The organism is Rubellimicrobium rubrum, from assembly GCF_006152115.1.
In the GTDB taxonomy this organism is placed as follows: Bacteria; Pseudomonadota; Alphaproteobacteria; order Rhodobacterales; family Rhodobacteraceae; genus Rubellimicrobium; species Rubellimicrobium rubrum.
On the sequence record NZ_VDFU01000009.1, the window covers coordinates 60,863 to 82,076 of the forward strand.

The following is a 21,214-nucleotide window of genomic DNA, read 5'->3' on the forward strand; positions in this document are numbered from 1 at the left end:
GGCGCCCGCTATACCAGAGACTGACCCTGTCGTAAGCCCCGAGTAGTCAATGAACCGCCTGCTTCAAGTTTTCGTGCTTTCGCTTCTGGCGGCATGCTCCGCCGCGCCACCCAAGGGCGGGATCAACGATCCCTACGAAGGCCTGAACCGCCGGGTTCATGCCCTCAACAAGGCTGTGGACCAAGCCGTGCTGCGGCCCCTCGGCCGAACGGCATCCGGCGCTCCGGACGGTTCGCTCCAGCCGGTCGTCAACTTCTCCAACAATGCAGGACTGCCCGGGACGGTGGTCAACAACCTGCTTCAGGGGAATATCGATGGCGCGGCGCGGAATACCCTGCGCTTCGTCGTCAATACGACAGTGGGCGTGCTGGGGCTGGCCGACCCTGCGGGAGCCATCGGGCTTCGGGAGGTCGAGACCGACTTCGGCGCTACCCTGGCCGTTTGGGGCGTGCCCGAGGGAGCTTATCTTGAATTGCCGGGCTTTGGGCCCTCGACCGAGCGGGATGCCGCCGGCCGGGTGGTGGACTTTGTCATCGACCCCCTCGACCGGCTCGACGGCGTGGCCGAGTCCGTCCGGGAACTGTCCTTCCCCGCCAAGGTGGCCGAGCAGGTCGTCGAGCGTGGGCAGTTCGGCAGCACCTTCGACGAGATCCTGTACGACAGCGCGGACAGCTATGCCCAGGCGCGTTTGATCTATCTTCAGAATCGCCGCTACGAGTTGGGCGAGGCTCCCTCGGCCGCTGACGAGGACTATTACTTCAATCCCTACGAGGATCAGCAATGACCGTCTCGATCACCCGTCGCGCCCTGCTCGGGCATGGGGCCGCGCTGGCCCTGGTCATCGGCGCAGCGCCCCGCGCCATGGCCCAGGATCTTGCGACGTCGCGCGCGCTTGTGGATCGGCTGGTGGCGGAGGTGAACGCCGTGATTGCCAGCGGCGCGGCCGAGAATGCCATGATCGGGCAGTTCGCCCAGATATTCCAAGCCTACGCCGACGCGCCCACGATCGCCCGTTACTCTCTGGGCGCGGATGCCCGGGCCGCGACCCCCGACCAGCTGGCCCGCTACACCCAGGCCTTCTCGAACTACGTTGCTCGCAAGTACGGCTCGCGGTTCCGCGAATTCATCGGCGGCGACATCGTCGTGGAGGACGCCCGCGCCGTGCCCAACGGCGTGGAGGTCCAGACCACCGCCGTCTTCGTGAACGAGGCTCCCTTCCGGGTCGATTTCTGGGTGTCGACGGCGACGGGCTCCCCGAAGTTCTTCAACATCATCATCGAGGGCGTGAACATGCTCCTGTCCGAGCGGACCGAAGTGCAGGCCATGCTCGACCAGCGGGGCGGCGACCTGGAACGTCTCATCGCGGACCTGTCCCGGATGTAGGGCCGGGCTGGCGCGGCCCGCCAGATGCCCCATATCCCACGGCAGGTGACCCGAGCCGTTCCATGCCCGTTCGTGTCCTTGCGCTGGGAGCCCTGATCGCGCCGCAACTTGCGGCTGCGCTGCCCTGGGATGGACGTTACCGCCTCTCGGCCGAAGCCAACTGTTCGGACGAGGCGGGGGTGCTCCGCATCGCCGAGGGGGTGCTTCACGGCGTAGAGTCCACGTGCCGGATGACGGACCCGGTGGACGTGCTCGACCTCGATGCGACCCTCTATGTCATGGAATGCAGCGGCGAGGGCGAGACCTGGACCGAGCGCGCCATGCTGATGGATGCGGCCGAGGGCGACGGAATCTACCTGATGTGGCGGGGCTACGCCTTCCGGTATGATCGTTGTCCCGCCTCGGACGAAAAGGCCTCAGCGGAGGAGGCGCCCGGAGACGCCTCCGACTGACCTACTGCCCCGACAGGATCGACAGCAGCGCATCGAGCACCGCATCCTGCTCCTGCTGCTCGCCGGCAGGGGCCGGGGTTCCGAAGGCCGCGGCCAGCGCTGCGTCCGTCGCCGGATCGCCGGTAGGCGCGAATGGCTCGCCCGAACCGTCGGCCAGAAGGCCGTTCGGATCGACGAATCCCCCACCACCTCCGGCAGGAGGCGCCATGGGCAGGGGCCGGGGCGTCTCGCCCTCCAGCACCCGGGTCATCGTCTCGCGCCAGATGTCGGCCGGAAGGCCCCCGCCGGTCACCCCCTTGAGCGGCGTGTTGTCGTCGTAGCCCATCCAGACGCCCGTCACGTAATCGGCCGAAAAGCCGATGAACCACGCGTCTCGCGCGGCTTGGGTCGTGCCCGTCTTGCCCGCGATCTGCCAGCCGGGGATGCGGGCCCGCTGGCCGGTCCCATCCTCGACCACGCGCCACATCATCCAGGTGAGCTCGCGCGCCGCCGTTTCCTGGATCACCCGCTCGCGGATGCCGCCACCCTGGCCCATGAGCGGCGTCTCCTCGCCATGAAGCGTGAGGTCCAGAAGGCCGTAGGGCGTCACCGCCGACCCGCCGTTCAGGATGCCGGCATAGGCCCCCGTCATCTCCAGCAGAGTCGATTCGGAGGCACCCAGCGCCAGCGCCGGGCCAAGCGCGAGGTCGCCTTCGATCCCGAACTGCGCCGCAACGTTGCGGACGCTTTCGCGGCCCACCTGTTCGGACAGGCGGACGGCGGGAATGTTACGGCTTTCGGCCATGGCCTGGGTCAGGGTGATCGTGCCCTTGAACTGATGGTCGTAGTTGTCGGGGCACCAGTTGCCCGAGCCCGCGATCGACAGGCACATCGACGTGTCGGAGATCAGGTCCAGAGGATGCATCCCGAGATCGAGAGCCGCCGCATAGACGAAGGGCTTGAAGCTCGACCCGGTCTGCCGAAGGGCCATGGTGGCCCGGTTGAACTGGCCCGCACCCGCCTCGCGCCCGCCGACCATGCCGCGCACCGCCCCGTCCGAACTCATTACGACGATGGCCGCCTCGGCCTTGCTGCCGGCCCGCACCTGGGACTCGAACACATCGGCCAGCGCCTCCTCGGCAGCCCGCTGAATACGCGGGTCGAGGGTGGTGCGGATGGTCACGTCCTCGGTCGTGTCGCGGGTGAAGAACTCGGGCCCCGAGTCCATCACCCAGTCGGCAAAGGCTCCGCCCGAACGGGCCGCTGCGGCGGGCGACAACTGCGCCGGATTCGCGCGGGCTTCCTCGGCCTGCGCAGCATCGAGATAGCCCTGATCTTCCATCAGGCCGATCACGACATTGGCGCGGTCGCGGGCCCGGTCGAGGCTGTTGGTGGGCGCATAGGTCGTGGGGGCCTTGAGCAGCCCCGCCAGCATCGCCGCCTCGGCGGGAGTGACATCCTTGGCCGACACGCCGAAATAGCGCTGCGCCGCAGCCTCGAAGCCCCGCGTGCCCGCGCCCAGATAGGCGCGGTTGAGATAGATGGTCAGGATCTCGTCCTTGGAATAGCGCAACTCCATGGCCATCGCGTAGACGGCCTCCTGCGCCTTGCGCGCCAGCGTCGTCCGACGGCAGTCGGCCTCGTAGGCGGCTTCGTCCTCCCATTCGTCCGGGTCGAAGGGTAGCCCGAGGCATAGAAGCTTGGCCGTCTGCTGCGTGATCGTCGAGCCGCCGTTCCCGGACAAGGGGCCGCGCCCCTCGCTTAGGTTGATGCGCATGGCGCTCGCGATGCCCTGGGGGTCGATGCCGAAATGCCAGCGGAAACGCCGGTCCTCGGTGGCCACGACGGCGTTGACCAGATGGGGGGAAACGTCGTCCGTGGTGATCATCCCGCCGAACTGGTCGCCCCGCCAAGCAAACGGCTCTCCCGACCGGTCCAGAAGCGTGACGGAGCCGCGTGCCCGGCCGTCCACCAAGGCGCTGACCTGGGGCAGCCTTGCGGCATCATAGGCAACCGCGATCCCCAGGACGATGGCGCTCACCGCTCCAAGGCGCCAGCCCACGGCCCAGAGCGCGCGGACGACCAGCCACAAGGCTCCGCCCAAAAGGTCCAGAGCCCAGCGGATCGGGCCCCGCCTGCGCCGAGGTGCGGCGGGCGGCGCCTTCTTCCTGGCCCGCGTGCGCTCTTCTTGGGTCGGCGCGCCGCCATACCGCCGTTCCGCCACCAGCGGCGTCTTGCCTGAACCTTGTCTGCCCATGCGCCTCCGGCCGACTGGAGCGGCCACCCTCGTTTTGAGCAGCGACCATAACCCGGAACGGACTGGGTGTCGAAGGGGGGTAGCGTGCTCACCGCGACGTGATCATCCCTCAGATGCACATAAATCGTGCATCGCGCACAAAATGTGCGTTTCTGGACCGGTACTCGCAGAGGTCGCCATTCCGGTTCCGGGCCTGTCCTTGCTCCCGAAGCCCTGCGACGGTCTTGGTTCCCTTGAGCGGACATACGCAAGGGAACAGGGACGTGAAACTCATCATCGCGACCATCAAGCCGTTCAAGCTCGAGGAGGTGCGCGAGGCACTGACCACCGTGGGCGTGCGCGGGATGATGGTGACGGAGATCAAGGGATTCGGAGCTCAGTCGGGCCACACCGAAATCTACCGGGGGGCCGAGTACGCCGTCGCCTTCGTGCCCAAGGTCAAGCTCGAGATCGTGGTGCCCGACGTGCTGGTGGATCAGGTCACGTCCACCATCGCGCGCACCGCACGCACCGACAAGATCGGCGACGGCAAGATCTTCGTGGTCGACGTGGAGGCCGCCCTGCGCGTCCGCACGGGCGAGCTCAACGAGGACGCCCTCTGAGGGGCATGAGGTCAGGGAAAAAGGGACAATGACGAATCTGAAGACATTTTCCGGCCTTGCGGCCCTGGGCGCGGCCCTCGCCGCAGCCCCCGCCTGGGCTCAGGAGGCGGCCGACGCGTCCGCAACGGCGATCGCGCCCTATACCTACGAACAGATCGTGGAAAAGGGCGACGTGGCCTGGATGACGATGGCCACCGTGCTGGTGCTCCTGATGATCGTCCCGGGCCTTGCGCTGTTCTACGGTGGCCTTGTGCGCACCAAGAACATGCTGTCCGTACTCACCCAAGTCTTCGCCATCACAGCTGTGGTCTCGATCCTGTGGGTCACCTACGGCTATTCGATGGCCTTCACGGACGGCGGTGCCTGGAACAGCTTCGTGGGCGGGTTCAGCAAGGCCTTCCTGCGGGGCGTGGACGCGACCACGGTAGTCGCCACCTTCACGAACGGCATCTACCTGCCGGAGTTCACCTTTGTCGCGTTCCAGATGACCTTTGCCTGCATCACGCCGGCGCTAATCGTCGGGGCGTTCGCCGAACGGATCAAGTTCTCTTCGCTGCTGGTCTTCATCATCCTTTGGGTGACCTTCATCTACTTCCCCATGGCCCACATGGTCTGGTGGTGGGGCGGCCCGGACTTCCTGGCCGAGCAGCAGACCGCCCTGCTGATCGCCCAGGCTGCTGGCGACACCGCCGCTGCCGATACCGCCGCGGCGAACCTTGCCGCGAACGGCCTCTTGTGGAACTGGGGCGCGCTCGATTTCGCGGGCGGCACCGTGGTCCACATCAACGCGGGCGTTGCCGGTCTCGTGGGCTGCCTCATGCTCGGGCGCCGGGTGGGTTACGGCCGCGAGAACTTCGCCCCCCATTCGCTTACCATGACCATGATCGGCGCGGCGCTGCTGTGGGTGGGCTGGTTCGGCTTCAACGCCGGCTCCAACCTCGAAGCGAACTCGATCACCTCGCTGGCCGTCATCAACACCTTCGTTGCGGCGGCGGCAGCCGGCGTGGCCTGGATGTTCGCGGAATGGTTCCTCAAGGGCCATCCCTCGCTCCTGGGCCTCGTCTCGGGCGTGGTCGCGGGCCTTGTCGCGGTGACCCCGGCCGCAGGCTTTGCCGGGCCGATGGGCTCCATCGTCCTCGGGATCGTCGCGAGCCTCGTGTGCTTCTTCTTCGTGGCCTACCTCAAGGCGGCTCTCCGTCTGGACGACAGCCTCGACGTCTTCGGCATCCACGGGATCGGCGGCATCGTGGGTGCGCTGGCGACCGGGATCCTCGTGAACCCGGCCCTGGGCGGCGCAGGCATCCCCGACTACCTGAGCGTCCCCGGCACGCTGCAGGTCGGAGCTTACGACTTCGGCTTCATGATCACGGCGCAGCTCAAGGCGGTGCTCTTCACCCTGGCCTTCTCGGGCATTGGTTCCTTCATCTTGTTCAAACTGGTGGACATGCTGATGGGCCTGCGGGTGCGCGAGGACGTGGAGCGCGAGGGGCTCGACCTCGCCGAGCATGGAGAGCCCGCCTACAACATGTGACCTCCTGGTCCGGCGGGCGGAGTCCTCCCCTCCGCCCCCAGTCCAGGACTGGCGGCCCGCGCGTCTCCTCCCGCGCGGGCCGTCTCGTTCTCGGGGCATCAAAAAGGGGGCCGGTTGGCCCCCTTCGTCTTAGCGACCATCCCCGACGGTCAGAGACCCGCCGCCACCATGGCCTGCGCCAGGATGGGCATGGTCCGGGCGTTCAGCCCCGCCACGTTGATGCGACTGTCGCCCACCATGTAGATCCCGTGGTCCCGCCGCATGGCCTCGACCTGCTCTGGGCTTGCCCCCAGTCGCGAGAACATCCCCTTGTGCCGGGTCAGGAAGTCGAACCGGTCCGAATTGGTGAGCCTACGCAGCTCGGCCGCGAGCCCCTCGCGCAGGGTCAGCATCCCGGTCCGGATCTCCTCCAACTCGGCTTCCCAGTCGGCCCGCAGACCTTCGTCGCCCAGGATGGTGGACACGATCCGTGCCCCGTGATCGGGCGGAAAGGAGAAGTTCTGCCGGTTCAGGTGCGCGAGGTTGCCTTGCGCCACCTTGGCCGTGGCCTCGTCCCCGGCGACGGCCATCAGCAGGCCCGTCCGCTCCCGGTAGATGCCGAAGTTCTTGGAGCAGGACGCCGCGATCAGGCACTCGCCCGATCCGGCGATCATCCGCGTGGCGGCCGCGTCCAGCTCAAGGCTATCCCCGAAGCCCAGATAGGCCAGGTCGATGAAGGGCAGGGCGCCCCGGCTGCGCAGGAGGTCGGCCACCTTGCTCCAGGTTGCGGGATCGGGGTCGGCGCCGGTCGGGTTGTGGCAGCAGCCGTGGAGAAGCACCGCATCTCCGGCCTGCACGCCGCCCAGGTCCGCCAGCATCCCGTCGGCATCCACGGCCAGCGTGGCCTCGTCGAAGTAGCGGTAGCCCCGCACCGTCATGCCCAGATGCCTGAGGATCGACAGGTGGTTGGGCCAGGTGGGCTCGGGCACCCAGACGGTCGCGCCGGGGCTCATCATCCGGATGAGCTCAAAGCCCTGCCGCACGGCGCCCGTCCCGCCCGGCGTCGCCACAGCCGCCACTTGGGCACGCGGCACGGAGGGACCGAGGATCAGCGGCACCAGCGCGTCGGCAAAGGCCGGATCGCCCGCCAGCGCGGTGTAGGTCTTGGTCGTCTCGCCGTCCCAGATGCGTTTCTCGGCTTCGCGAACGGCGCGCATGACCGGGGTGCGTCCCTCGGCGTCCTTGTAGACCCCGACGCCCAAGTCGATCTTCTCGGGCCGGGGATCGGCGCGGAAGGCGGCCATCAGGCTCAGGATCTTGTCGGCGGGCTGGTCCTTCAACTGGTCGAGCATGGGGAGTCCTTCAGGAAGAGGATTCGACAGGCAGCTCGTCCCGCGCACCCCACTCGGCCCAGGAGCCGTCATAAAGCGCATGGGACCGCCCCAGCCGTTCGAGGGCGAGCGACAGGATCGCGGCAGTCACGCCCGATCCGCAGGTGGTGATCACGGGCCGGTCCGGGTCTACGCCTGCAGCCTCCAAGGTCCCGGCTAGCGCCTCGCGGGACTTCATCGTGCCGTCAGGATCGAGGACCGAGGCAAAGGGCAGGTTCAGGGCACCCGGCATGTGGCCCGCGCGCAGGCCGGGGCGCGGCTCGGGCGCAGTTCCCTGAAAGCGAGGGGCAGGGCGGGCATCGAGGACGGTCGCCGATCCGTCGCGCAGCGTCGCTGCCACGTCCTCAGCCGCGCGGACCAGAGTCGCGTCCGGCCTGAGGGGAGCCGGAACGACGGCCACCGGACGGGGCTCACCGCTCTCGACGGGGCGTCCTTCGGCGCGCCACTTGGGCAAGCCGCCATCCAGGACGGCCACCGTCGGGTGGCCCATCAGACGGAACGTCCACCAGGCGCGGGGGGCCGAGAAGATCCCGAGGCTATCATAGACCACGACCTGCATGTCCGGCTCGATGCCCTGATCGCCCATCCAGGCCGAGAACGCCTCCGGTGGCGGCGCCATATGGGGCAGGGGGCTGTCCCTGTCCGACAGGGCGTCGATGTCGAAGCGACGAGCGCCCGGAATATGGCCGTCGCGGAACTCTGTCCCGGCATCACGGGCCGAGGTGGGCAGGTGCCAGGACGCGTCGAGAACGACGAGATCACGTTGGCCCAGCCGTTCCGCCAGCCAATCGGTCGAGACCAGGGTTCTCGGGTCATCGCGCATGGCGCGCTCCGTAAGGGCAGGCCGCCCCCAGCGCAAGCCGGGGATGCCCCCGCATTCCAAAGGCCGAGCGGGCGCGGCCCGCGCGCCTCAGTAGCCTTGCTTGAGGAGGCGGCCCTTCTGGCGGTTCCAGTCGCGCTCGGCCTCGGCAGCGCGCTTGTCGTGCAGCTTCTTGCCTTTGGCGACGCCGATCTTCAGCTTCACCCGCCCCTTGTCATCGAAATACATCGATAGCGGCACGATGGTCATCCCTTCGCGCGCCGTCGCGGACCAGAGCCGGGCCAATTCCTTTTTCTTGACCAGCAGCTTGCGCCGACGCCGCTCCTCATGGCCCCAGGTCTTGGCGGGGTCGTAGGGGGCGATGTAGGCGTTGGTCAGCCACAGTTCCCCGTTCTCGACGCTCGCGTAGCTTTCCGCGATGTTCGACTGCCCGATCCGCAGCGACTTGACCTCGGAGCCCATGAGGATGATCCCCGCCTCGAGATCGTCCTCGATGGCGAAGTCGAACCGCGCGCGGCGGTTTTCCGAGATGAGCTTGCGGTTGGGATTCTTTTCCTGGGCCATGATCCGCCCGAGATAGGTTCTCGGATGCCCCCTGTCCATGAGGAGCCCCGATGGTCGTGCCGATTCTCTCCAACGATGCCGCACGGAAGCTCTTCCTGGCGCGGCACGGCCTGCTGGACCGGCCCCGCGCGCAGGATCTGACGCGGCTTCTCGATGGCCTCGGCTTCGTGCAGGTCGACTCGGTCCTGACGCTCGCCCGCGCCCACGACATGATCCTGTGGAGCCGGCACCCCGGCTACCGCCCGCCTGACCTCCAGGCCCTGGTTCAGGAGCGCAGGGCGTTCGAGCATTGGACTCATGACGCCGCCGTGATTCCGGTGGAATTCTGGCCGCACTGGCGGCACCGCTTCGACCGGGATCGCCAGCGGCTCGATAGGCGGTGGGAGGCGTGGCATGGCCCCGACTTTCGCGCGCAGCTCGATCGCACGTTGCGTCACATCACGGACAACGGCCCCGTGCGCAGCGGCGATCTGGCGGACGGCCCCCGGCGGGAGCCTGGGTGGTGGAACTGGCATCCGTCCAAGGTGGCGCTGGAATATCTCTGGCGTGTGGGCGAGCTGTCGGTGGCACGGCGCGACGCCTTCCAGAAGGTCTATGACCTGACCGAGCGGGTCATCCCCGAGGCCGCACGGGCGCACCGGCCGGATCTGGCCGCAACCATCGACTGGGCCGCCTGCGCCGCACTGGACCGACTGGGCTTCGCCACGCCGGGCGAAATCGCGGCCTTCTGGGACCTGCTCACACCCGCCGAGGCACAGGCCTGGGCCAAAGGGGCGCTGGAGCGGCGCGAGGTGGAGGAGATCCGGGTCGAAGGAGCCGACGGGAGTCTTCGCCGCGTCCTTGCCCGGCCCCGCGCGCTAGAACAGGCGGCGGCCCTGACCAATCCCGGCGATCGTCTGCGGATCCTGTCGCCCTTCGATCCCGCACTGCGGGACCGGGCCCGCGCCGAGCGGCTGTTCGGCTTTCGATATCGGATCGAGATCTTCGTGCCGGCAGCCAAACGGACCTATGGCTATTACGTCTTCCCGCTTCTTGAAGGAACGCGGCTCGTGGGCCGCGCGGACCTCGATTCGCGGGGCGGAGCCCTGACGCTGCGCGCGCTCTGGCCCGAGGCGGGCGTCCGATGGGGCAAGGAGCGGACCCGGCGCCTGATGGCCGAACTGGAGCGGGTTGCGCGCTTCTCGGATGTGGCCCGGATCGACCTGCGGGATGGCTGGCTGCGTCAGGCGCCCTGATACCAGGCCCGGATTGCCGCCCGCTCCTCCTCGGAGATGTCGGACAGGTTGCCGGGCGGCATGGCGTGGCTGACGCCCGCCTGAAGGTAGATGGCCCGCGCCAATCGCGCGATCTGCGCCTCGGTTTCCAGCATCACGCCCTTGGGGGGCCAGTAGAGCCCGCTCCAGCCCGGCTCGGCCGCGTGGCACATGGAGCAGCGCCCGATGACGATGTCATGCACCTCGTCGAACCCCGCGGCCTGGGCGTAGCGCAGCTCATGGGGGGTGGAGGCCTCGGCCGTCTCCTCGTCGTAGGAGAAGGCCTGCGTGGCGGACAGCCAGACGATCACCAGGAAGATGATCGCCGTCGCAGCCCAGGTCCAGTGCGGGCTCCCCTGGCGGGCATGGCGCGTGTTGAACCAGTGCCGGATCGTTACCCCCAGCAGGAACACGAGGCTCGCGATGATCCAGGTGTTCTGCCCCGCAAAGGCCAGCGGGTAATGGTTCGACAGCATCAGGAAGATGACCGGCAGCGTCAGGTAGTTGTTGTGGGTGCTGCGCTGCTTGGCGATCTTGCCGTATTTCGGGTCCGGCTTCCGCCCCGCCTTGAGGTCCGCCACCACGATCCGCTGGTTCGGCATGATGGTGAAGAACACGTTCCCCGTCATGATCGTCGCCGTGAACGCGCCCAGATGCAGGAGCGCCGCCCGGCCCGAGAAGACGTGGGTGTAGAGCAGCGACATCAGCACGATGATCCCGAACAGGGCCACCATCAGCCGGACCGGCTCGTCCCCGAAGCGGGTCCGGCAGAGCTGGTCATAGGCCACCCAGCCGAAGGCCAGCGAGGCCGCCGAGATGAGCGCACCCTGCCACACCGGGATGTCGAGGACGCGCGGATCGATCAGGTAAAGCTCGCCGCCGAGCCAGTACACGAGCACGAGGAGCGAGAAGCCCGAAAGCCAGGTCGAATAGCTTTCCCATTTGAACCAGACGAGATCGTCAGGAAGCGACTTGGGCGCCACGAGGTACTTCTGGATGTTGTAGAACCCGCCGCCATGGACCTGCCATTCCTCCCCGTCCGCGCCGGTGGACAGGTTGCGGTCACGGTGCAGGCCGAGGTCGAGCGCGATGAAATAGAAGCTCGACCCGATCCAAGCGACGGCGGTGATGACATGGAGCCAGCGGACCGCGAACTCGGCCCAATGCTCGATAACGGCGAGGTCGTACATCTCAGGACCCCCGATAGGTCGAATAGCCGAAGGGGGAAAGCAGCAGCGGCACGTGGTAGTGCCCTGCCTCCATGCCGAAGCGAATCGGGATCTCGTCGAGGAAGGCTGGGTCGCTGAGCCGCGCGCCCGTGCCCCGCAGATAGTCGCCCGCGTGAAAGGTCAGCTCGTAGAGCCCGGGCGCGAACCGTTCCCTTGGCAGGATCGGTCCATCGGTCCGTCCGTCGGCGTTGGTCACCACCTCGGCCAGCCGTTCGCGCGAGGGGCCTGCGACCCGGTCGAGCGTGATCCGCAGTCCTGCCGCCGGCACGCCCCGCGCCGTATCGAGCACATGCGTGGTCAGAAATCCCTCAACCATCCCGGTCCCCCGTTTGGTCCCTTTTGGGTCGGGCCCGCCCCGCTTGCAACCCCGCCCGGCCCGTGCCTACAGATCGTTGAACAGGAGAGCCCGATGCCCGATCGTTATCCCCGCGACATGCGCGGTTATGCAGCGACCCCGCCCGAGGCGAACTGGCCCGGCGACGCCCGCGTGGCCGTCAGTCTCGTGCTCAACTACGAGGAAGGGGGCGAGAACTCGGTCCTCCATGGCGACGCCGCCTCCGAAGCATTCCTGAGCGACATCGCCGGGGCGTCCATGTGGCCGGGGATGCGGCACTGGAACATGGAGTCCATCTACGAATACGGCGCGCGTGCCGGGTTCTGGCGGCTCCACCGGATGCTCCGCGGCCTGCCCGTGACGATCTACGGCGTGGCCACCGCCTTGGCGCGCTCCCCTGAACAGGTCGCCGCCATGAAGCAGGCCGGTTGGGAGATCGCCTCGCATGGCCTGAAATGGGTCGAGCACAAGGACATGCCCGAGGAGGTCGAACGAGCCCAGATCGCCGAGGCGATCCGCCTGCATGCGGAGGTGGTCGGGGAGCCCCCGCGCGGCTGGTACACGGGCCGCTGCAGCGCCAACACCGTGCGCCTCACGGCCGAGACCGGGCAGTTCGACTGGATATCCGACACCTATGACGACGACCTCCCCTATTGGCTGGAGGTCGGGTCGCGCGATCAGCTCGTGATCCCCTACACCCTCGAGGCCAACGACATGCGCTTTGCCGTGTCGCCCGGCTGGGTGACGGGACGCGATTTCGGCGACTACCTTTGCGACACCTTCGACACGCTGCATGCCGAAGGGGGGCGGATGTTCTCGGTCGGGCTCCACTGCCGCCTCGTCGGCCGTCCCGGCAAGGCGTCGGGGCTCCAGCAGTTCCTGACCCACGCCCGGCAGAAGGGCGGCGCTTGGTTCGCCACCCGTGGCCAGATCGCCGCCCACTGGGCCGCCCACCACCCGCACCAGCGGCGCGAGCGCCCGTCCGAGATGCATCGCAAGGCGTTCGTCCAGGCGTTCGGCGGCATCGTGGAGCATTCCCCCTGGGTGGCCGAGCGGGCCTGGGACCTGGAACTCGGCCCCGCCCATGACAGCGCCACAGGCCTTGCCAACGCGCTGGCCCGCATCCTCCGCACCGCCTCCGAGGAGGAAAGGCTCGGCGTCCTGCAAGCCCACCCCGATCTCGCGGGAAAGCTCGCCGCCGCCAAGCGGCTCACCGGCGATTCGACCGCCGAGCAGGCCAGCGCGGGCCTCGATGCCCTGACCGACGAGGAGCGCGAGCGCTTCACCGCCCTGAACTCCGCCTATGTGGAGCGTCACGGCTTCCCGTTCATCATCGCGGTGCGCGATCACACCAAGGCCGGAATTCTCCAGCACTTCGAACGACGCCTCCACAATGATCGCGCCACCGAGTTCGCCGAGGCCCTGCGCCAGGTCGAACGCATCGCCGAACTTCGCCTGAAAGCCATCCTCCCATGACCTATGCCTTCCCGCCCGGCGGCCTGCCCGACCAGTCCCAAGACCCTGCCACCAACCGCGCCGTCTTCACCACGGCCTATGCCTTCATCCCCGCCGCCGTGCAGCGCGACATCGTCACGAGTTTCTTCCCCGGCTGGGACGGCACCCGTGCCTGGATCCTGGCCCGCCCACTGTCAGGCTTCGCCGAGACCTTCGCCCAATACGCCATGGAGGTGCAGCCCGGCGGCGGCAGCGACACGCCCGAGCCTGACCAAGGCGCCGAGGGGGTGATCCTGATTGCCGAGGGCACGGGTTGCCTTCGGATCGGCGGAGCCGACCACAACCTCGGACCGGGGGGCTACGCCTATCTCCCTGCCGGGGAAGCCTGGAGCCTGAGGGCCACATCGCTCCTGCGCTTCCACTGGGTCCGCCGCCGTTTCGTGCCTGCCCAAGGCGTTCCCGCGCCCGAGGCTTTCGTGACCTCGGACCAGGACACGCCGGTCCGCTGGATGCCCAACACCGACCTTTGGGGCACGACCCGCTTCGTGGACCCAGAGGACCTGCGCCACGACATGCACGTCAACATCGTGACCTTCCAGCCCGGCGGCCGCATCCCCTTCGCCGAGACGCACGTCATGGAACACGGGCTTTACGTGCTGGAAGGGACCGCGCGCTACCTCCTCAACACCGACTGGGTGGAGGTCGGCCCCGGCGATTTCATGTGGCTCCGCGCCTTCTGTCCGCAGGCCTGCGTGGTGACCGGGGAGGGGCCGTTCCGCTACCTGCTCTACAAGGACGTGAACCGTCACCCGGCGCTGGTGCTCTGACCAGATGTCCGAGATCCAGATCGAGCCACTGACCCCGGACGCCTTCGCCCCCTTCGGCGATGTGCTGGACGCCTCGGGCGCGCCCGACCGGCTCATCAACCAGGGCCTTTGCGGGCGCTACCACGACCGGGCCCGGCTCGACTTCGGAGGGGGGCAGGCCGGGATCAGCATCTTCCACGCCGAGCCCCGGTCGCTGCCCTACAGGCTGGACCTGGTCGAGCGGCACCCGCTCGGCTCCCAGACCTTCCTGCCGATGACCCAGCACCCCTTCCTGGTAATCGTCGCAGAGGGCCGGGACAGAACGCCGGGCCGCGTCCGCGCCTTCGTGACCGCGCCGGGGCAGGGGATCAACCTGCACCGTGGCACTTGGCACGGCGTCCTGACACCGCTCCATGCGCCGGGCCTGTTCGCCGTGGTGGACCGGATCGGGGAAGGCCAGAATCTTGAGGAGCACTGGCTGCCCGAGCCGCTGACCATCCGGGCCTAGCCCCAGGTCGGGAAGAACCGGCCGCCGGGCGAGCCGGTGAAGATCTCCGCGCCGGCGGCGGTGATGCCGACCGAATGCTCGAACTGCGCGGAGAGCGACTTGTCCCGCGTCACGGCGGTCCAGTCATCGGCCAACACCTTGGTCTCGGGGCGGCCGAGGTTCACCATGGGTTCGATGGTGAAGAACATGCCCTCCTCCAGCCGCGGCCCGGTGCCGGGGCGGCCGTAGTGCAGCACGTTCGGGGGTGCATGGAACACCCGGCCCAGCCCGTGCCCGCAGAAATCGCGGACCACGGACATGCGGTTGGCCTCCACATGCGCCTGGATGGCCGCGCCGATGTCGCCAAAGGTCGCGCCCGGCCGCGCCGCCTCGATCCCCAACATGAGCGCGTCATGCGTGACCTGCATGAGCCGTTCGGATTTGCGCGATGGCGCGCCCGCCACGTACATGCGGCTCGTGTCGCCGTACCAGCCGTCCAGGATGACTGTGACGTCGATGTTCAGGACGTCGCCGTCCTTGAGCACCTTGTCACCCGGGATGCCATGGCAGACCACGTGGTTCACGCTGATGCAGGACGCGTGCTGATAACCCTTGTAGCCGATGGTCGCGGACACCGCGCCCCGCGCCTCGACCATGGCGGTGATGAGGCGGTCGATCTCGCCCGTGGTCTGGCCGGGAAACACATGGGGCCCGATGTCGTCGAGGATCTCGGCCGCCACGCGCCCGGCAGCCCGCATGCCGGCGAAGTCCGCCGCCTCGTGGATGCGGATCCCGTCGCGCGTGAGTCGGCCCCTGCGTTCGTCCACTGCTCGCATCCTTCCATGCATGCCGGGGAAATAGACATAACCACCCGGGAGTTCCAGACGCCGAGGCTGGATCGACCGGGGGCGGCAGCCTATACCTTGGCCCCAGCACATATGCGAGGGCATTCATGAACCCCACGGCCGCGATCCTCGTCATCGGGGACGAGATCCTTTCGGGCCGCACCCGCGACTCCAACCTGCACTTCCTGGCGCAGGAACTGGCGCGCGTCGGCATCGACCTGCAGGAAGCGCGCGTGGTGCCGGACCGCCATCCGGTCATCGTCCAGGCGGTGCGCGACCTGTCGGGGGCCTGCGATCACGTCTTCACGAGCGGAGGCATCGGTCCCACCCACGACGACATCACCGCCGACGCGGTGGCCGAGGCCATGGGCGTGCCGCTGGGCGTCCGCGACGACGCCCGTGCGATCCTCCAGGCCCACTACGAGCGCATGGGTGTGGAGATGAACGAAGCGCGCCTGCGCATGGCACGCATCCCCGAAGGCGCCATCCTGATTGACAACCCGGTCAGCTCCGCACCCGGCTTCTCGGTCCGCAACGTCCATGTGATGGCGGGCGTCCCGCGCATCTTCGAGGCCATGGTGGCGGGCCTGCTGCCCCGCCTGACCGGGGGCACGCCGCTCCTGTCCCAGAGCTACCGAATCCTCAGGGGCGAGGGGGAGATCGCGGGGCCGCTCGCGGATCTGGCCGCCAGCTATCCCGACCTGTCCATGGGCTCCTATCCGTTTCAGCAGAACGGGGCATTCGGAGCCAACATCGTGATCCGGGGCAGCGATAGCACCCGCCTCCACGAGGCCATGACTCGGCTTGCGGCCATCTTTCCGGAATGAGGCCGTCGCTGCGGCTCGTGGCGACGCTTGTGCTGCTGGCCCCGCAGGCCTTGGCGTTGACACTGGATCTTCCCGCCGCGGCGACCCTCGCCCTCGAGGACAGCCAGCCTCTTGCGAGCCACGGTCTGGCCACCGGTCCATGGGCGGACGGCTTCGTGCCCGAGCGCATCATCGAGGGGGCGGTGACGCGCCAGGTCTGGCAAACAGGCTCGTCCGGCCGCACGACGCTCCAGATCATCGATCCCTTGCGGGTGCAGCTAGCCGCCCAGGGATTCCAGACCCTGCTGGACTGCGAAGGGGACGATTGCGGCGGCTTCGATTTTCGGCGCGCCATCAAGGTTCTGCCGCCTCCGGCGATGTTCGTGGACCTCGTGGATTTCCGCTATGTGTCCGCCGTGTCGGAGAATGAAGGGCTCAGTCTCCTGGTCAGCCGCAGCGAAGAGCGGGGCTTCATCCAGATCATTCGCGTGGTGCTGGACGGGAACGGCGCGGAACCTCCGAAGTCGGACGTGACCGCGGGTGCCCCGACCGCGCCGCCCACAAAGGGCGATTTGGCGGAGGGATTGGGGGCCCGGCTCGAGGCTGAGGGGCGCGTGGCGCTCGATGGTCTTCGCTTCGCGACGGGTTCCGCGGAGCTGGCCGCGGGTGGTGACGCAGAACTGGCGGCGCTTGGGGCGTATCTGTCAGGCGATCCCGGGCGGCGGGTCGCCTTGGTGGGTCATACCGACGCGCAAGGTTCCCTGGATAGCAACGTCGCACTGTCCCGGCAGCGGGCACAGGCCGTCGTCGACCGGCTCGTCACGACCTTTGGCGTCGCGCCCGCCCAGATCCAAGCCGAAGGCATGGGGTGGCTTGCGCCTCGGGCCACCAATCTCACCCCAGATGGCCGCGAGGCCAACCGGCGCGTGGAGGCCGTTGTCCTTCCCCGATAGCGCCAGGCCGGATCGGTCCGGAGGATTGGGACAGCGAGTCCTGGGCCGTCGTTCCCGACAGAGCGGTGGAAAGGCTCGTCCCGTTGGGCCGGCGGGCCCAGGCATCGGGCATCCGGAACCCTTCGGAGGTCAGGCTGCCGCTACGTTGTCGTCCCCACCCGACCATATCTCGACCCGAGCGCGGCCTTCGGCCTTGGCACGGTAAAGCGCGGCGTCGGCTTGTGCCATCAGTCGGTCGAGCGACATCCCGGACCTTCCGGCTGCAGCGCCAATAGAAAGCGTGACGGACAGGGTTCCATCCCAGTCCCCGGCCACCGGGATGGGGCAGCACAGGCGCGTGCCGAAACGGCCCACATCGTCCAGGGTCGCATCGGGTAGGAAGGCCGCGAACTCCTCGCCGCCCAGGCGGCCCAGGATGTCGTGAGCGCGCAAAGTGCCGCGGAGGTGAGCGCCGATGGCGATCAGGCAGGCGTCGCCGACGCTGTGCCCCCATTGGTCGTTGATGCGCTTGAAGTGATCCGCGTCGAGCAGCAGCAGCAGCCCCGCGCCGTCACCAGCTAGGGCGGCCTGCGTCCGGGCAAGGAAGTCGCGCCGGTTGGGAAGGCCGGTCAGCATGTCGGTGGTGGCCAGGATCGACAGCGTGTCCTGGAGCCGGCGTTGATGGAACAGCGCGCCCATGATGAGCACGGTGAAGGGCAGCGCGATGGCGGTGGTGAGCGCGATTTCCGTGTGCACCACCGGAGGGGGTTGTCCTGCGGCGGTCCTCACGGCGAAGTCCAACGCATTGACCAGAACAAGGAAGCCAAGGGATTTCAGGACCGCGCTCGACAACGAGCGTGGCGCTACGATCCCGACTAGCCTGGCCATCCAATCCCGTTCCACGGGCCAAAGGTGCGGCGGAACGGATTAAGGAGTAATGACCCAGCGGCAGCTACCTTCGCATAATTAGAGGTGTCCGCGGCTCACCAGTTGTCGGGACCCCGATCGGCGAAAGCATCGACCAGGAAGTCGATGAAGGCCCGCACCTTGGGCTGGGTGAAGCGGCCTGGCGGATAGACGGCGTAGATGCCTTGCACCTCGACGGGAAGGCCGGGAATAGCTTCCTCCACAAGACCCTTGGCCATGGCGTCCGCATACAGGAACGCGGGCAGGTAGGCGATGCCCAACCCGGACACGCAGGCGTTCAGCAGCGATTGCCCGTCGTTGACGGTCAGCCAGCCCGCCGTCCGCACCTGCCGCTTCTCGCCCGAGGGTGCGGTGATCTTCCAGACGGCCGAGTTCGCCTGATTGGAGTAGTGCAGGAGCTTGTGCTCGTTCAGGTCGTCGATCTTGTCGGGTCGGCCGTACTGGGCAAAGTAGCCGGGCGAGGCGATCATCCGCCGGGTCGTTTCGGCCAGCTTGCGGGCCCGCAGGGTCGAATCCTCTAGGTCGCCGATCCGAACCGCCATGTCGAAGCCTTCGGAGATGAGCTCCACATAGCGGTTGTTGAGGACCATGTTGACGGTGATGTCGGGATAAGACTGGAGAAACTCGCCGAGCACGGGGCTCAGGTGGTTCACGCCGAAGTCGGTGGCGACCGAGATCCGCAGGAGTCCCGAGGGCGCGGTCTGCATGGAGGTGACGAGCGCGTCAGCTTCGCCCGCATCGTTGAGTACCCGGCGCGCGCGGTCGTAATAGGCCAGCCCGATCTCGGTCGGGGAAACGCGCCGCGTCGTGCGGTTGAGCAGGCGGGCCCCCAGCCGCGCCTCGAGCGCAGAGACATGCTTGGAAACGGCGGACTTGGAAATCCCCATCTTCTTGGCGGCATCCGTGAAGCCTCCCTGGTCCACAACCGTGGCAAAGGCCTCCATCTCGGTCAGGCGGTCCATGGTCGCTCCCTACAGGTCCGGCGGTGAGCGCAGGTATTGACGACGAATCCGGCACAATTGGGACTCCGGGCAGACAAATCCGGGGATTTCCATGGCATTGGCAAGAGCGCCGGAAACGGGACGTTCCGCGCCAGACCTCGTTCGGGCCCGTTACAATCCCGCGGCGAGGCGGGTTCCCTGGTCGATGGCCCGCTTGGCATCAAGCTCGGCCGCCGCATCGGCGCCGCCGATGACGTGCACGGCGTGGCCCTGGGCGATGAGGTCGTCCGCCAGCCCCCTCTCGCTTTCCTGACCCGCGCAAAGGATGATCGTGTCGGCCGGGATGAGGATGGCCTCCGCCTCCTCTCCGAGACGGGTCCAAAGGCCGTCCGTCGTGATGCGCTCGTAGCTGGCCCCTCCGACCATGCGCACGCCCTTCATCTGCAGCGACGCGCGGTGGATCCACCCGGTCGTCCGTCCCAGCCTGCGTCCTGGCCGCTCGGCCTTGCGTTGGAGAAGCGTGACCTCCCGCAGCGGCTGATCGGGGCGGGGGCCGGCCTGGGCCAGCCCGCCGGCCGTGAATGCAGGATCGCCCACGCCCCATTCAGCCAGCCACGCCGGGAGGTTCAGAGTGGGGCTCTGGCCCGTCACCAGGAATTCGGACACGTCGAAGCCGATGCCTCCCGCGCCGATCACGGCCACGCGGGGACCCGCAACGACGCGACCGGTAAGGATGTCGGCATAGCTTGCCACATGCGGCAGGTCCTGACCTGGGATCATGGGGCTGCGGGGCCGGACGCCGGTGGCCACGATAACCTCGTCGAAGCCGATCAGGTCGACTGTGGACGGCGCCACGCCGAGCTGCAGGTCGATCCGGCGCTTGGCCAGCATGGTTTCGAACCAGCCGATGAGGGGGCCGAACTCCTCCTTGCCAGGCACGGCCGAGGCAAGGTTCAGCTGGCCGCCAATCCGGGCGCCGCGTTCGAAGATCGTCACGGCATGGCCCCGCTCGGCCGCCGTCAGGGCCGCAGCCAGCCCCGCCGGGCCCGACCCGACCACCGCGACGCGCTTGGGGTGGGCGGCGGGAACCACCACAAGCTCCGTCTCGTGGGCGGCCCGCGGGTTCACGAGGCAGGTCGCCACCTTGGCCGAGAAGGTGTGGTCGAGGCAGGCCTGGTTGCAGGCGATGCAGGGGGCGATCTCGGCGGCGCGGCCTTGCGCGGCCTTGGCGACGAAGTCGGCATCCGCGAGGAAGGGCCGCGCCAGGCTCACAAGGTCGGCGTCGCCCCGCGCCAGGATCGCCTCGGCCGTTTCGGGCGTGTTGATGCGGTTCGAGGCGATCACGGGAATCGTCACCTCCTGCCGCAGCCGCGCTGTGAGCCAGGTCCAGGCGCCCCGCGGGACCGAGGTCGCGATGGTCGGCACCCGCGCCTCGTGCCAGCCGATCCCAGAGTTGAGCGCGTCCGCGCCCGCCGCCTGGACCGCACGGGCGAGCGTCGCGACCTCCTCCCAAGACTGACCGCCCTCCACGAGGTCGATGAGCGAGATACGGTAGATCAGCGCCTTGTCGGGCCCGAGGGCGGCGCGGACCCTCCGCACCACGTCCAGGGGAAAGCGCATCCGGTTTTCGAGCGATCCGCCCCAGTCGTCGGTGCGGCGATTGGTGCGGGGCGCGAGGAACTGGTTGAGGAGGTAACCCTCGGAGCCCATGACCTCTACGCCGTCGTAGCCGGCTTCCACGGCCCGCCGGGCGGCGCTGGCGATGGTGGCGGCCTGAGTCTCGATGCCAGCAGGATCGAGTTCCTTGGGGGCGAAGGGGCTGATGGGTGATTTCAGGGGCGAGGGCGCGACGCATTCGGGCCCGTAGGCGTAGCGGCCCGCATGCAGGATCTGCATGACGATCCGCCCGCCGGCCGCATGGACCGCTTCGGTCACGCGGCGGTGGTTGACGATGTCACGTTCGGTGAACAGCCCCGCCGCGCCCGGAAAGACCCCGCCCTCGCGATTGGGAGCCATGCCGCCCGTCACGATGAGCCCCGCCGAGGCGCGGGCGGTATAAAAGGCCGCGACCCGGTCCCAGTCCCCCAACTCCTCCAGCCCCGTGTGCATGGAGCCCATGATGACGCGGTTCGGCAAGGCGACCGCGCCAAGCCGGATGGGAGCGAGAAGACGGGGATACGGGCTCATGCCGCCGTTATGCCGCGCGAAGCGGGGCGGATCACGCAGGACGCCGCGTCAGCG

Annotated in this window: 21 protein-coding genes; 11 read left to right on the plus strand and 10 right to left on the minus strand. The window is 68.2% G+C overall.

Going from position 1 to position 21,214, the window contains the following annotated elements; all coding sequences use genetic code 11:
• The first annotated feature begins 49 nt into the window (after window positions 1-49).
• The 3 genes from FHG66_RS09935 (at window position 50) to FHG66_RS09945 (ending at window position 1,835) form a co-directional block, all read left to right on the plus strand.
• Window positions 50-784 (plus strand): MlaA family lipoprotein, encoded by a 735-nt coding sequence (locus FHG66_RS09935; protein ID WP_139076601.1) that lies wholly within the window; start codon window positions 50-52, stop codon window positions 782-784.
• Window positions 781-1,383, plus strand: coding sequence for an MlaC/ttg2D family ABC transporter substrate-binding protein (locus tag FHG66_RS09940; protein ID WP_139076602.1), 603 nt, complete (start codon window positions 781-783; stop codon window positions 1,381-1,383). The genes FHG66_RS09935 and FHG66_RS09940 overlap by 4 nt, the downstream gene beginning before the upstream one ends.
• Window positions 1,384-1,445: 62 nt before the next feature.
• A complete protein-coding gene (locus FHG66_RS09945; protein WP_139076603.1) occupies window positions 1,446-1,835 on the plus strand; it encodes a hypothetical protein in 390 nt (129 codons plus the stop codon).
• Window position 1,836: 1 nt separating this feature from the next.
• Here the strand turns inward: FHG66_RS09945 and FHG66_RS09950 are convergent, their stop codons facing one another.
• Window positions 1,837-4,071, minus strand: coding sequence for a transglycosylase domain-containing protein (locus FHG66_RS09950; protein ID WP_139076604.1), 2,235 nt, complete (start codon window positions 4,069-4,071; stop codon window positions 1,837-1,839).
• A 263-nt stretch (window positions 4,072-4,334) separates the two neighbouring features.
• Between FHG66_RS09950 and FHG66_RS09955 the strand changes: the two genes are divergently transcribed.
• Both FHG66_RS09955 and FHG66_RS09960 read left to right on the plus strand, forming a co-directional pair.
• Window positions 4,335-4,673 (plus strand): P-II family nitrogen regulator, encoded by a 339-nt coding sequence (locus tag FHG66_RS09955; RefSeq protein WP_139076605.1) that lies wholly within the window; start codon window positions 4,335-4,337, stop codon window positions 4,671-4,673.
• A gap of 28 nt (window positions 4,674-4,701) precedes the next feature.
• Window positions 4,702-6,204, plus strand: a complete 1,503-nt coding sequence (locus FHG66_RS09960; protein ID WP_139076606.1) for an ammonium transporter — start codon at window positions 4,702-4,704, stop codon at window positions 6,202-6,204.
• Window positions 6,205-6,353: 149 nt separating this feature from the next.
• On the opposite strand, the gene FHG66_RS09965 is transcribed toward FHG66_RS09960, so the two are convergent.
• From FHG66_RS09965 to smpB, 3 genes are all read right to left on the minus strand, one after another.
• Window positions 6,354-7,535, minus strand: coding sequence for an amino acid aminotransferase (locus FHG66_RS09965; RefSeq protein ID WP_139076607.1), 1,182 nt, complete (start codon window positions 7,533-7,535; stop codon window positions 6,354-6,356).
• Between the two features lie 10 nt (window positions 7,536-7,545).
• The gene (gene sseA, locus FHG66_RS09970) at window positions 7,546-8,397 is read right to left on the minus strand and encodes a 3-mercaptopyruvate sulfurtransferase (RefSeq protein ID WP_139076608.1); all 852 of its coding nucleotides are present in this window, start codon (window positions 8,395-8,397) and stop codon (window positions 7,546-7,548) included.
• Window positions 8,398-8,484: 87 nt separating this feature from the next.
• A complete protein-coding gene (gene smpB, locus FHG66_RS09975; RefSeq protein ID WP_139076690.1) occupies window positions 8,485-8,958 on the minus strand; it encodes an SsrA-binding protein SmpB in 474 nt (157 codons plus the stop codon).
• Window positions 8,959-9,008: 50 nt separating this feature from the next.
• Here smpB and FHG66_RS09980 point away from each other — a divergent pair, with 50 nt between their 5' ends.
• Entirely contained in the window at window positions 9,009-10,193 is a 1,185-nt protein-coding gene (locus FHG66_RS09980; RefSeq protein ID WP_139076609.1) for a winged helix-turn-helix domain-containing protein, read from the plus strand.
• Here FHG66_RS09980 and FHG66_RS09985 read toward each other — a convergent pair.
• The gene (locus FHG66_RS09985; protein WP_139076610.1) at window positions 10,181-11,401 is read right to left on the minus strand and encodes a urate hydroxylase PuuD; all 1,221 of its coding nucleotides are present in this window, start codon (window positions 11,399-11,401) and stop codon (window positions 10,181-10,183) included. The genes FHG66_RS09980 and FHG66_RS09985 overlap by 13 nt on opposite strands.
• A 1-nt stretch (window position 11,402) precedes the next feature.
• Window positions 11,403-11,756 carry a hydroxyisourate hydrolase gene (gene uraH, locus FHG66_RS09990; protein ID WP_139076611.1) on the minus strand — a complete coding sequence of 118 codons (354 nt, stop codon included), beginning with the start codon at window positions 11,754-11,756 and terminating at the stop codon, window positions 11,403-11,405.
• A 93-nt stretch (window positions 11,757-11,849) separates the two neighbouring features.
• Between uraH and puuE the strand changes: the two genes are divergently transcribed.
• Genes puuE through FHG66_RS10005 form a run of 3 tightly spaced genes read left to right on the plus strand, consistent with a single transcriptional unit; the run spans window position 11,850 to window position 14,543 of the window.
• Window positions 11,850-13,250 carry an allantoinase PuuE gene (puuE, locus tag FHG66_RS09995; protein ID WP_139076612.1) on the plus strand — a complete coding sequence of 467 codons (1,401 nt, stop codon included), beginning with the start codon at window positions 11,850-11,852 and terminating at the stop codon, window positions 13,248-13,250.
• Complete coding sequence (locus FHG66_RS10000) at window positions 13,247-14,056, plus strand: bifunctional allantoicase/(S)-ureidoglycine aminohydrolase (RefSeq protein ID WP_139076613.1); 810 nt, start codon at window positions 13,247-13,249, stop codon at window positions 14,054-14,056. Before puuE ends, FHG66_RS10000 begins: the two co-directional genes overlap by 4 nt.
• Window positions 14,057-14,060: 4 nt before the next feature.
• Window positions 14,061-14,543, plus strand: a complete 483-nt coding sequence (locus tag FHG66_RS10005; RefSeq protein WP_139076614.1) for an ureidoglycolate lyase — start codon at window positions 14,061-14,063, stop codon at window positions 14,541-14,543.
• Here FHG66_RS10005 and map read toward each other — a convergent pair.
• Window positions 14,540-15,358, minus strand: coding sequence for a type I methionyl aminopeptidase (gene map / locus FHG66_RS10010; RefSeq protein WP_176556187.1), 819 nt, complete (start codon window positions 15,356-15,358; stop codon window positions 14,540-14,542). The two genes, FHG66_RS10005 and map, sit on opposite strands and share 4 nt — an antisense overlap.
• A 116-nt stretch (window positions 15,359-15,474) precedes the next feature.
• Here map and FHG66_RS10015 point away from each other — a divergent pair, with 116 nt between their 5' ends.
• Complete coding sequence (locus FHG66_RS10015; protein WP_139076616.1) at window positions 15,475-16,194, plus strand: competence/damage-inducible protein A; 720 nt, start codon at window positions 15,475-15,477, stop codon at window positions 16,192-16,194.
• Window positions 16,191-17,126 (plus strand): OmpA family protein, encoded by a 936-nt coding sequence (locus FHG66_RS10020; RefSeq protein ID WP_139076617.1) that lies wholly within the window; start codon window positions 16,191-16,193, stop codon window positions 17,124-17,126. Before FHG66_RS10015 ends, FHG66_RS10020 begins: the two co-directional genes overlap by 4 nt.
• 129 nt (window positions 17,127-17,255) lie before the next feature.
• On the opposite strand, the gene FHG66_RS10025 is transcribed toward FHG66_RS10020, so the two are convergent.
• From FHG66_RS10025 to FHG66_RS10035, 3 genes are all read right to left on the minus strand, one after another.
• Window positions 17,256-17,993, minus strand: a complete 738-nt coding sequence (locus tag FHG66_RS10025; RefSeq protein ID WP_139076618.1) for a GGDEF domain-containing protein — start codon at window positions 17,991-17,993, stop codon at window positions 17,256-17,258.
• 95 nt (window positions 17,994-18,088) lie between these two features.
• Window positions 18,089-18,994: a LysR family transcriptional regulator gene (locus FHG66_RS10030; protein WP_139076619.1), complete on the minus strand. Its 906-nt coding sequence runs from the start codon at window positions 18,992-18,994 to the stop codon at window positions 18,089-18,091.
• A gap of 150 nt (window positions 18,995-19,144) precedes the next feature.
• Window positions 19,145-21,160 (minus strand): NADPH-dependent 2,4-dienoyl-CoA reductase, encoded by a 2,016-nt coding sequence (locus tag FHG66_RS10035; protein WP_139076620.1) that lies wholly within the window; start codon window positions 21,158-21,160, stop codon window positions 19,145-19,147.
• Window positions 21,161-21,214: the final 54 nt, after the last annotated feature.

What these genes read in the sequence shown, in the direction of transcription:
- FHG66_RS09935 (WP_139076601.1), top strand. Translation starts at nt 50, where the DNA reads ATGAACCGCCTGCTTCAAGTTTTCGTGCTTTCGCTTCTGGCGGCATGC.
- FHG66_RS09940 (WP_139076602.1), top strand. Translation starts at nt 781, where the DNA reads ATGACCGTCTCGATCACCCGTCGCGCCCTGCTCGGGCATGGGGCCGCG.
- FHG66_RS09945 (WP_139076603.1), top strand. Translation starts at nt 1,446, where the DNA reads ATGCCCGTTCGTGTCCTTGCGCTGGGAGCCCTGATCGCGCCGCAACTT.
- FHG66_RS09950 (WP_139076604.1), bottom strand. Translation starts at nt 4,071, where the DNA reads ATGGGCAGACAAGGTTCAGGCAAGACGCCGCTGGTGGCGGAACGGCGG.
- FHG66_RS09960 (WP_139076606.1), top strand. Translation starts at nt 4,702, where the DNA reads ATGACGAATCTGAAGACATTTTCCGGCCTTGCGGCCCTGGGCGCGGCC.
- FHG66_RS09965 (WP_139076607.1), bottom strand. Translation starts at nt 7,535, where the DNA reads ATGCTCGACCAGTTGAAGGACCAGCCCGCCGACAAGATCCTGAGCCTG.
- sseA (WP_139076608.1), bottom strand. Translation starts at nt 8,397, where the DNA reads ATGCGCGATGACCCGAGAACCCTGGTCTCGACCGATTGGCTGGCGGAA.
- smpB (WP_139076690.1), bottom strand. Translation starts at nt 8,958, where the DNA reads ATGGCCCAGGAAAAGAATCCCAACCGCAAGCTCATCTCGGAAAACCGC.
- FHG66_RS09980 (WP_139076609.1), top strand. Translation starts at nt 9,009, where the DNA reads ATGGTCGTGCCGATTCTCTCCAACGATGCCGCACGGAAGCTCTTCCTG.
- FHG66_RS09985 (WP_139076610.1), bottom strand. Translation starts at nt 11,401, where the DNA reads ATGTACGACCTCGCCGTTATCGAGCATTGGGCCGAGTTCGCGGTCCGC.
- uraH (WP_139076611.1), bottom strand. Translation starts at nt 11,756, where the DNA reads ATGGTTGAGGGATTTCTGACCACGCATGTGCTCGATACGGCGCGGGGC.
- puuE (WP_139076612.1), top strand. Translation starts at nt 11,850, where the DNA reads ATGCCCGATCGTTATCCCCGCGACATGCGCGGTTATGCAGCGACCCCG.
- FHG66_RS10000 (WP_139076613.1), top strand. Translation starts at nt 13,247, where the DNA reads ATGACCTATGCCTTCCCGCCCGGCGGCCTGCCCGACCAGTCCCAAGAC.
- FHG66_RS10005 (WP_139076614.1), top strand. Translation starts at nt 14,061, where the DNA reads ATGTCCGAGATCCAGATCGAGCCACTGACCCCGGACGCCTTCGCCCCC.
- map (WP_176556187.1), bottom strand. Translation starts at nt 15,358, where the DNA reads ATGCGAGCAGTGGACGAACGCAGGGGCCGACTCACGCGCGACGGGATC.
- FHG66_RS10015 (WP_139076616.1), top strand. Translation starts at nt 15,475, where the DNA reads ATGAACCCCACGGCCGCGATCCTCGTCATCGGGGACGAGATCCTTTCG.
- FHG66_RS10020 (WP_139076617.1), top strand. Translation starts at nt 16,191, where the DNA reads ATGAGGCCGTCGCTGCGGCTCGTGGCGACGCTTGTGCTGCTGGCCCCG.
- FHG66_RS10025 (WP_139076618.1), bottom strand. Translation starts at nt 17,993, where the DNA reads ATGGCCAGGCTAGTCGGGATCGTAGCGCCACGCTCGTTGTCGAGCGCG.
- FHG66_RS10030 (WP_139076619.1), bottom strand. Translation starts at nt 18,994, where the DNA reads ATGGACCGCCTGACCGAGATGGAGGCCTTTGCCACGGTTGTGGACCAG.
- FHG66_RS10035 (WP_139076620.1), bottom strand. Translation starts at nt 21,160, where the DNA reads ATGAGCCCGTATCCCCGTCTTCTCGCTCCCATCCGGCTTGGCGCGGTC.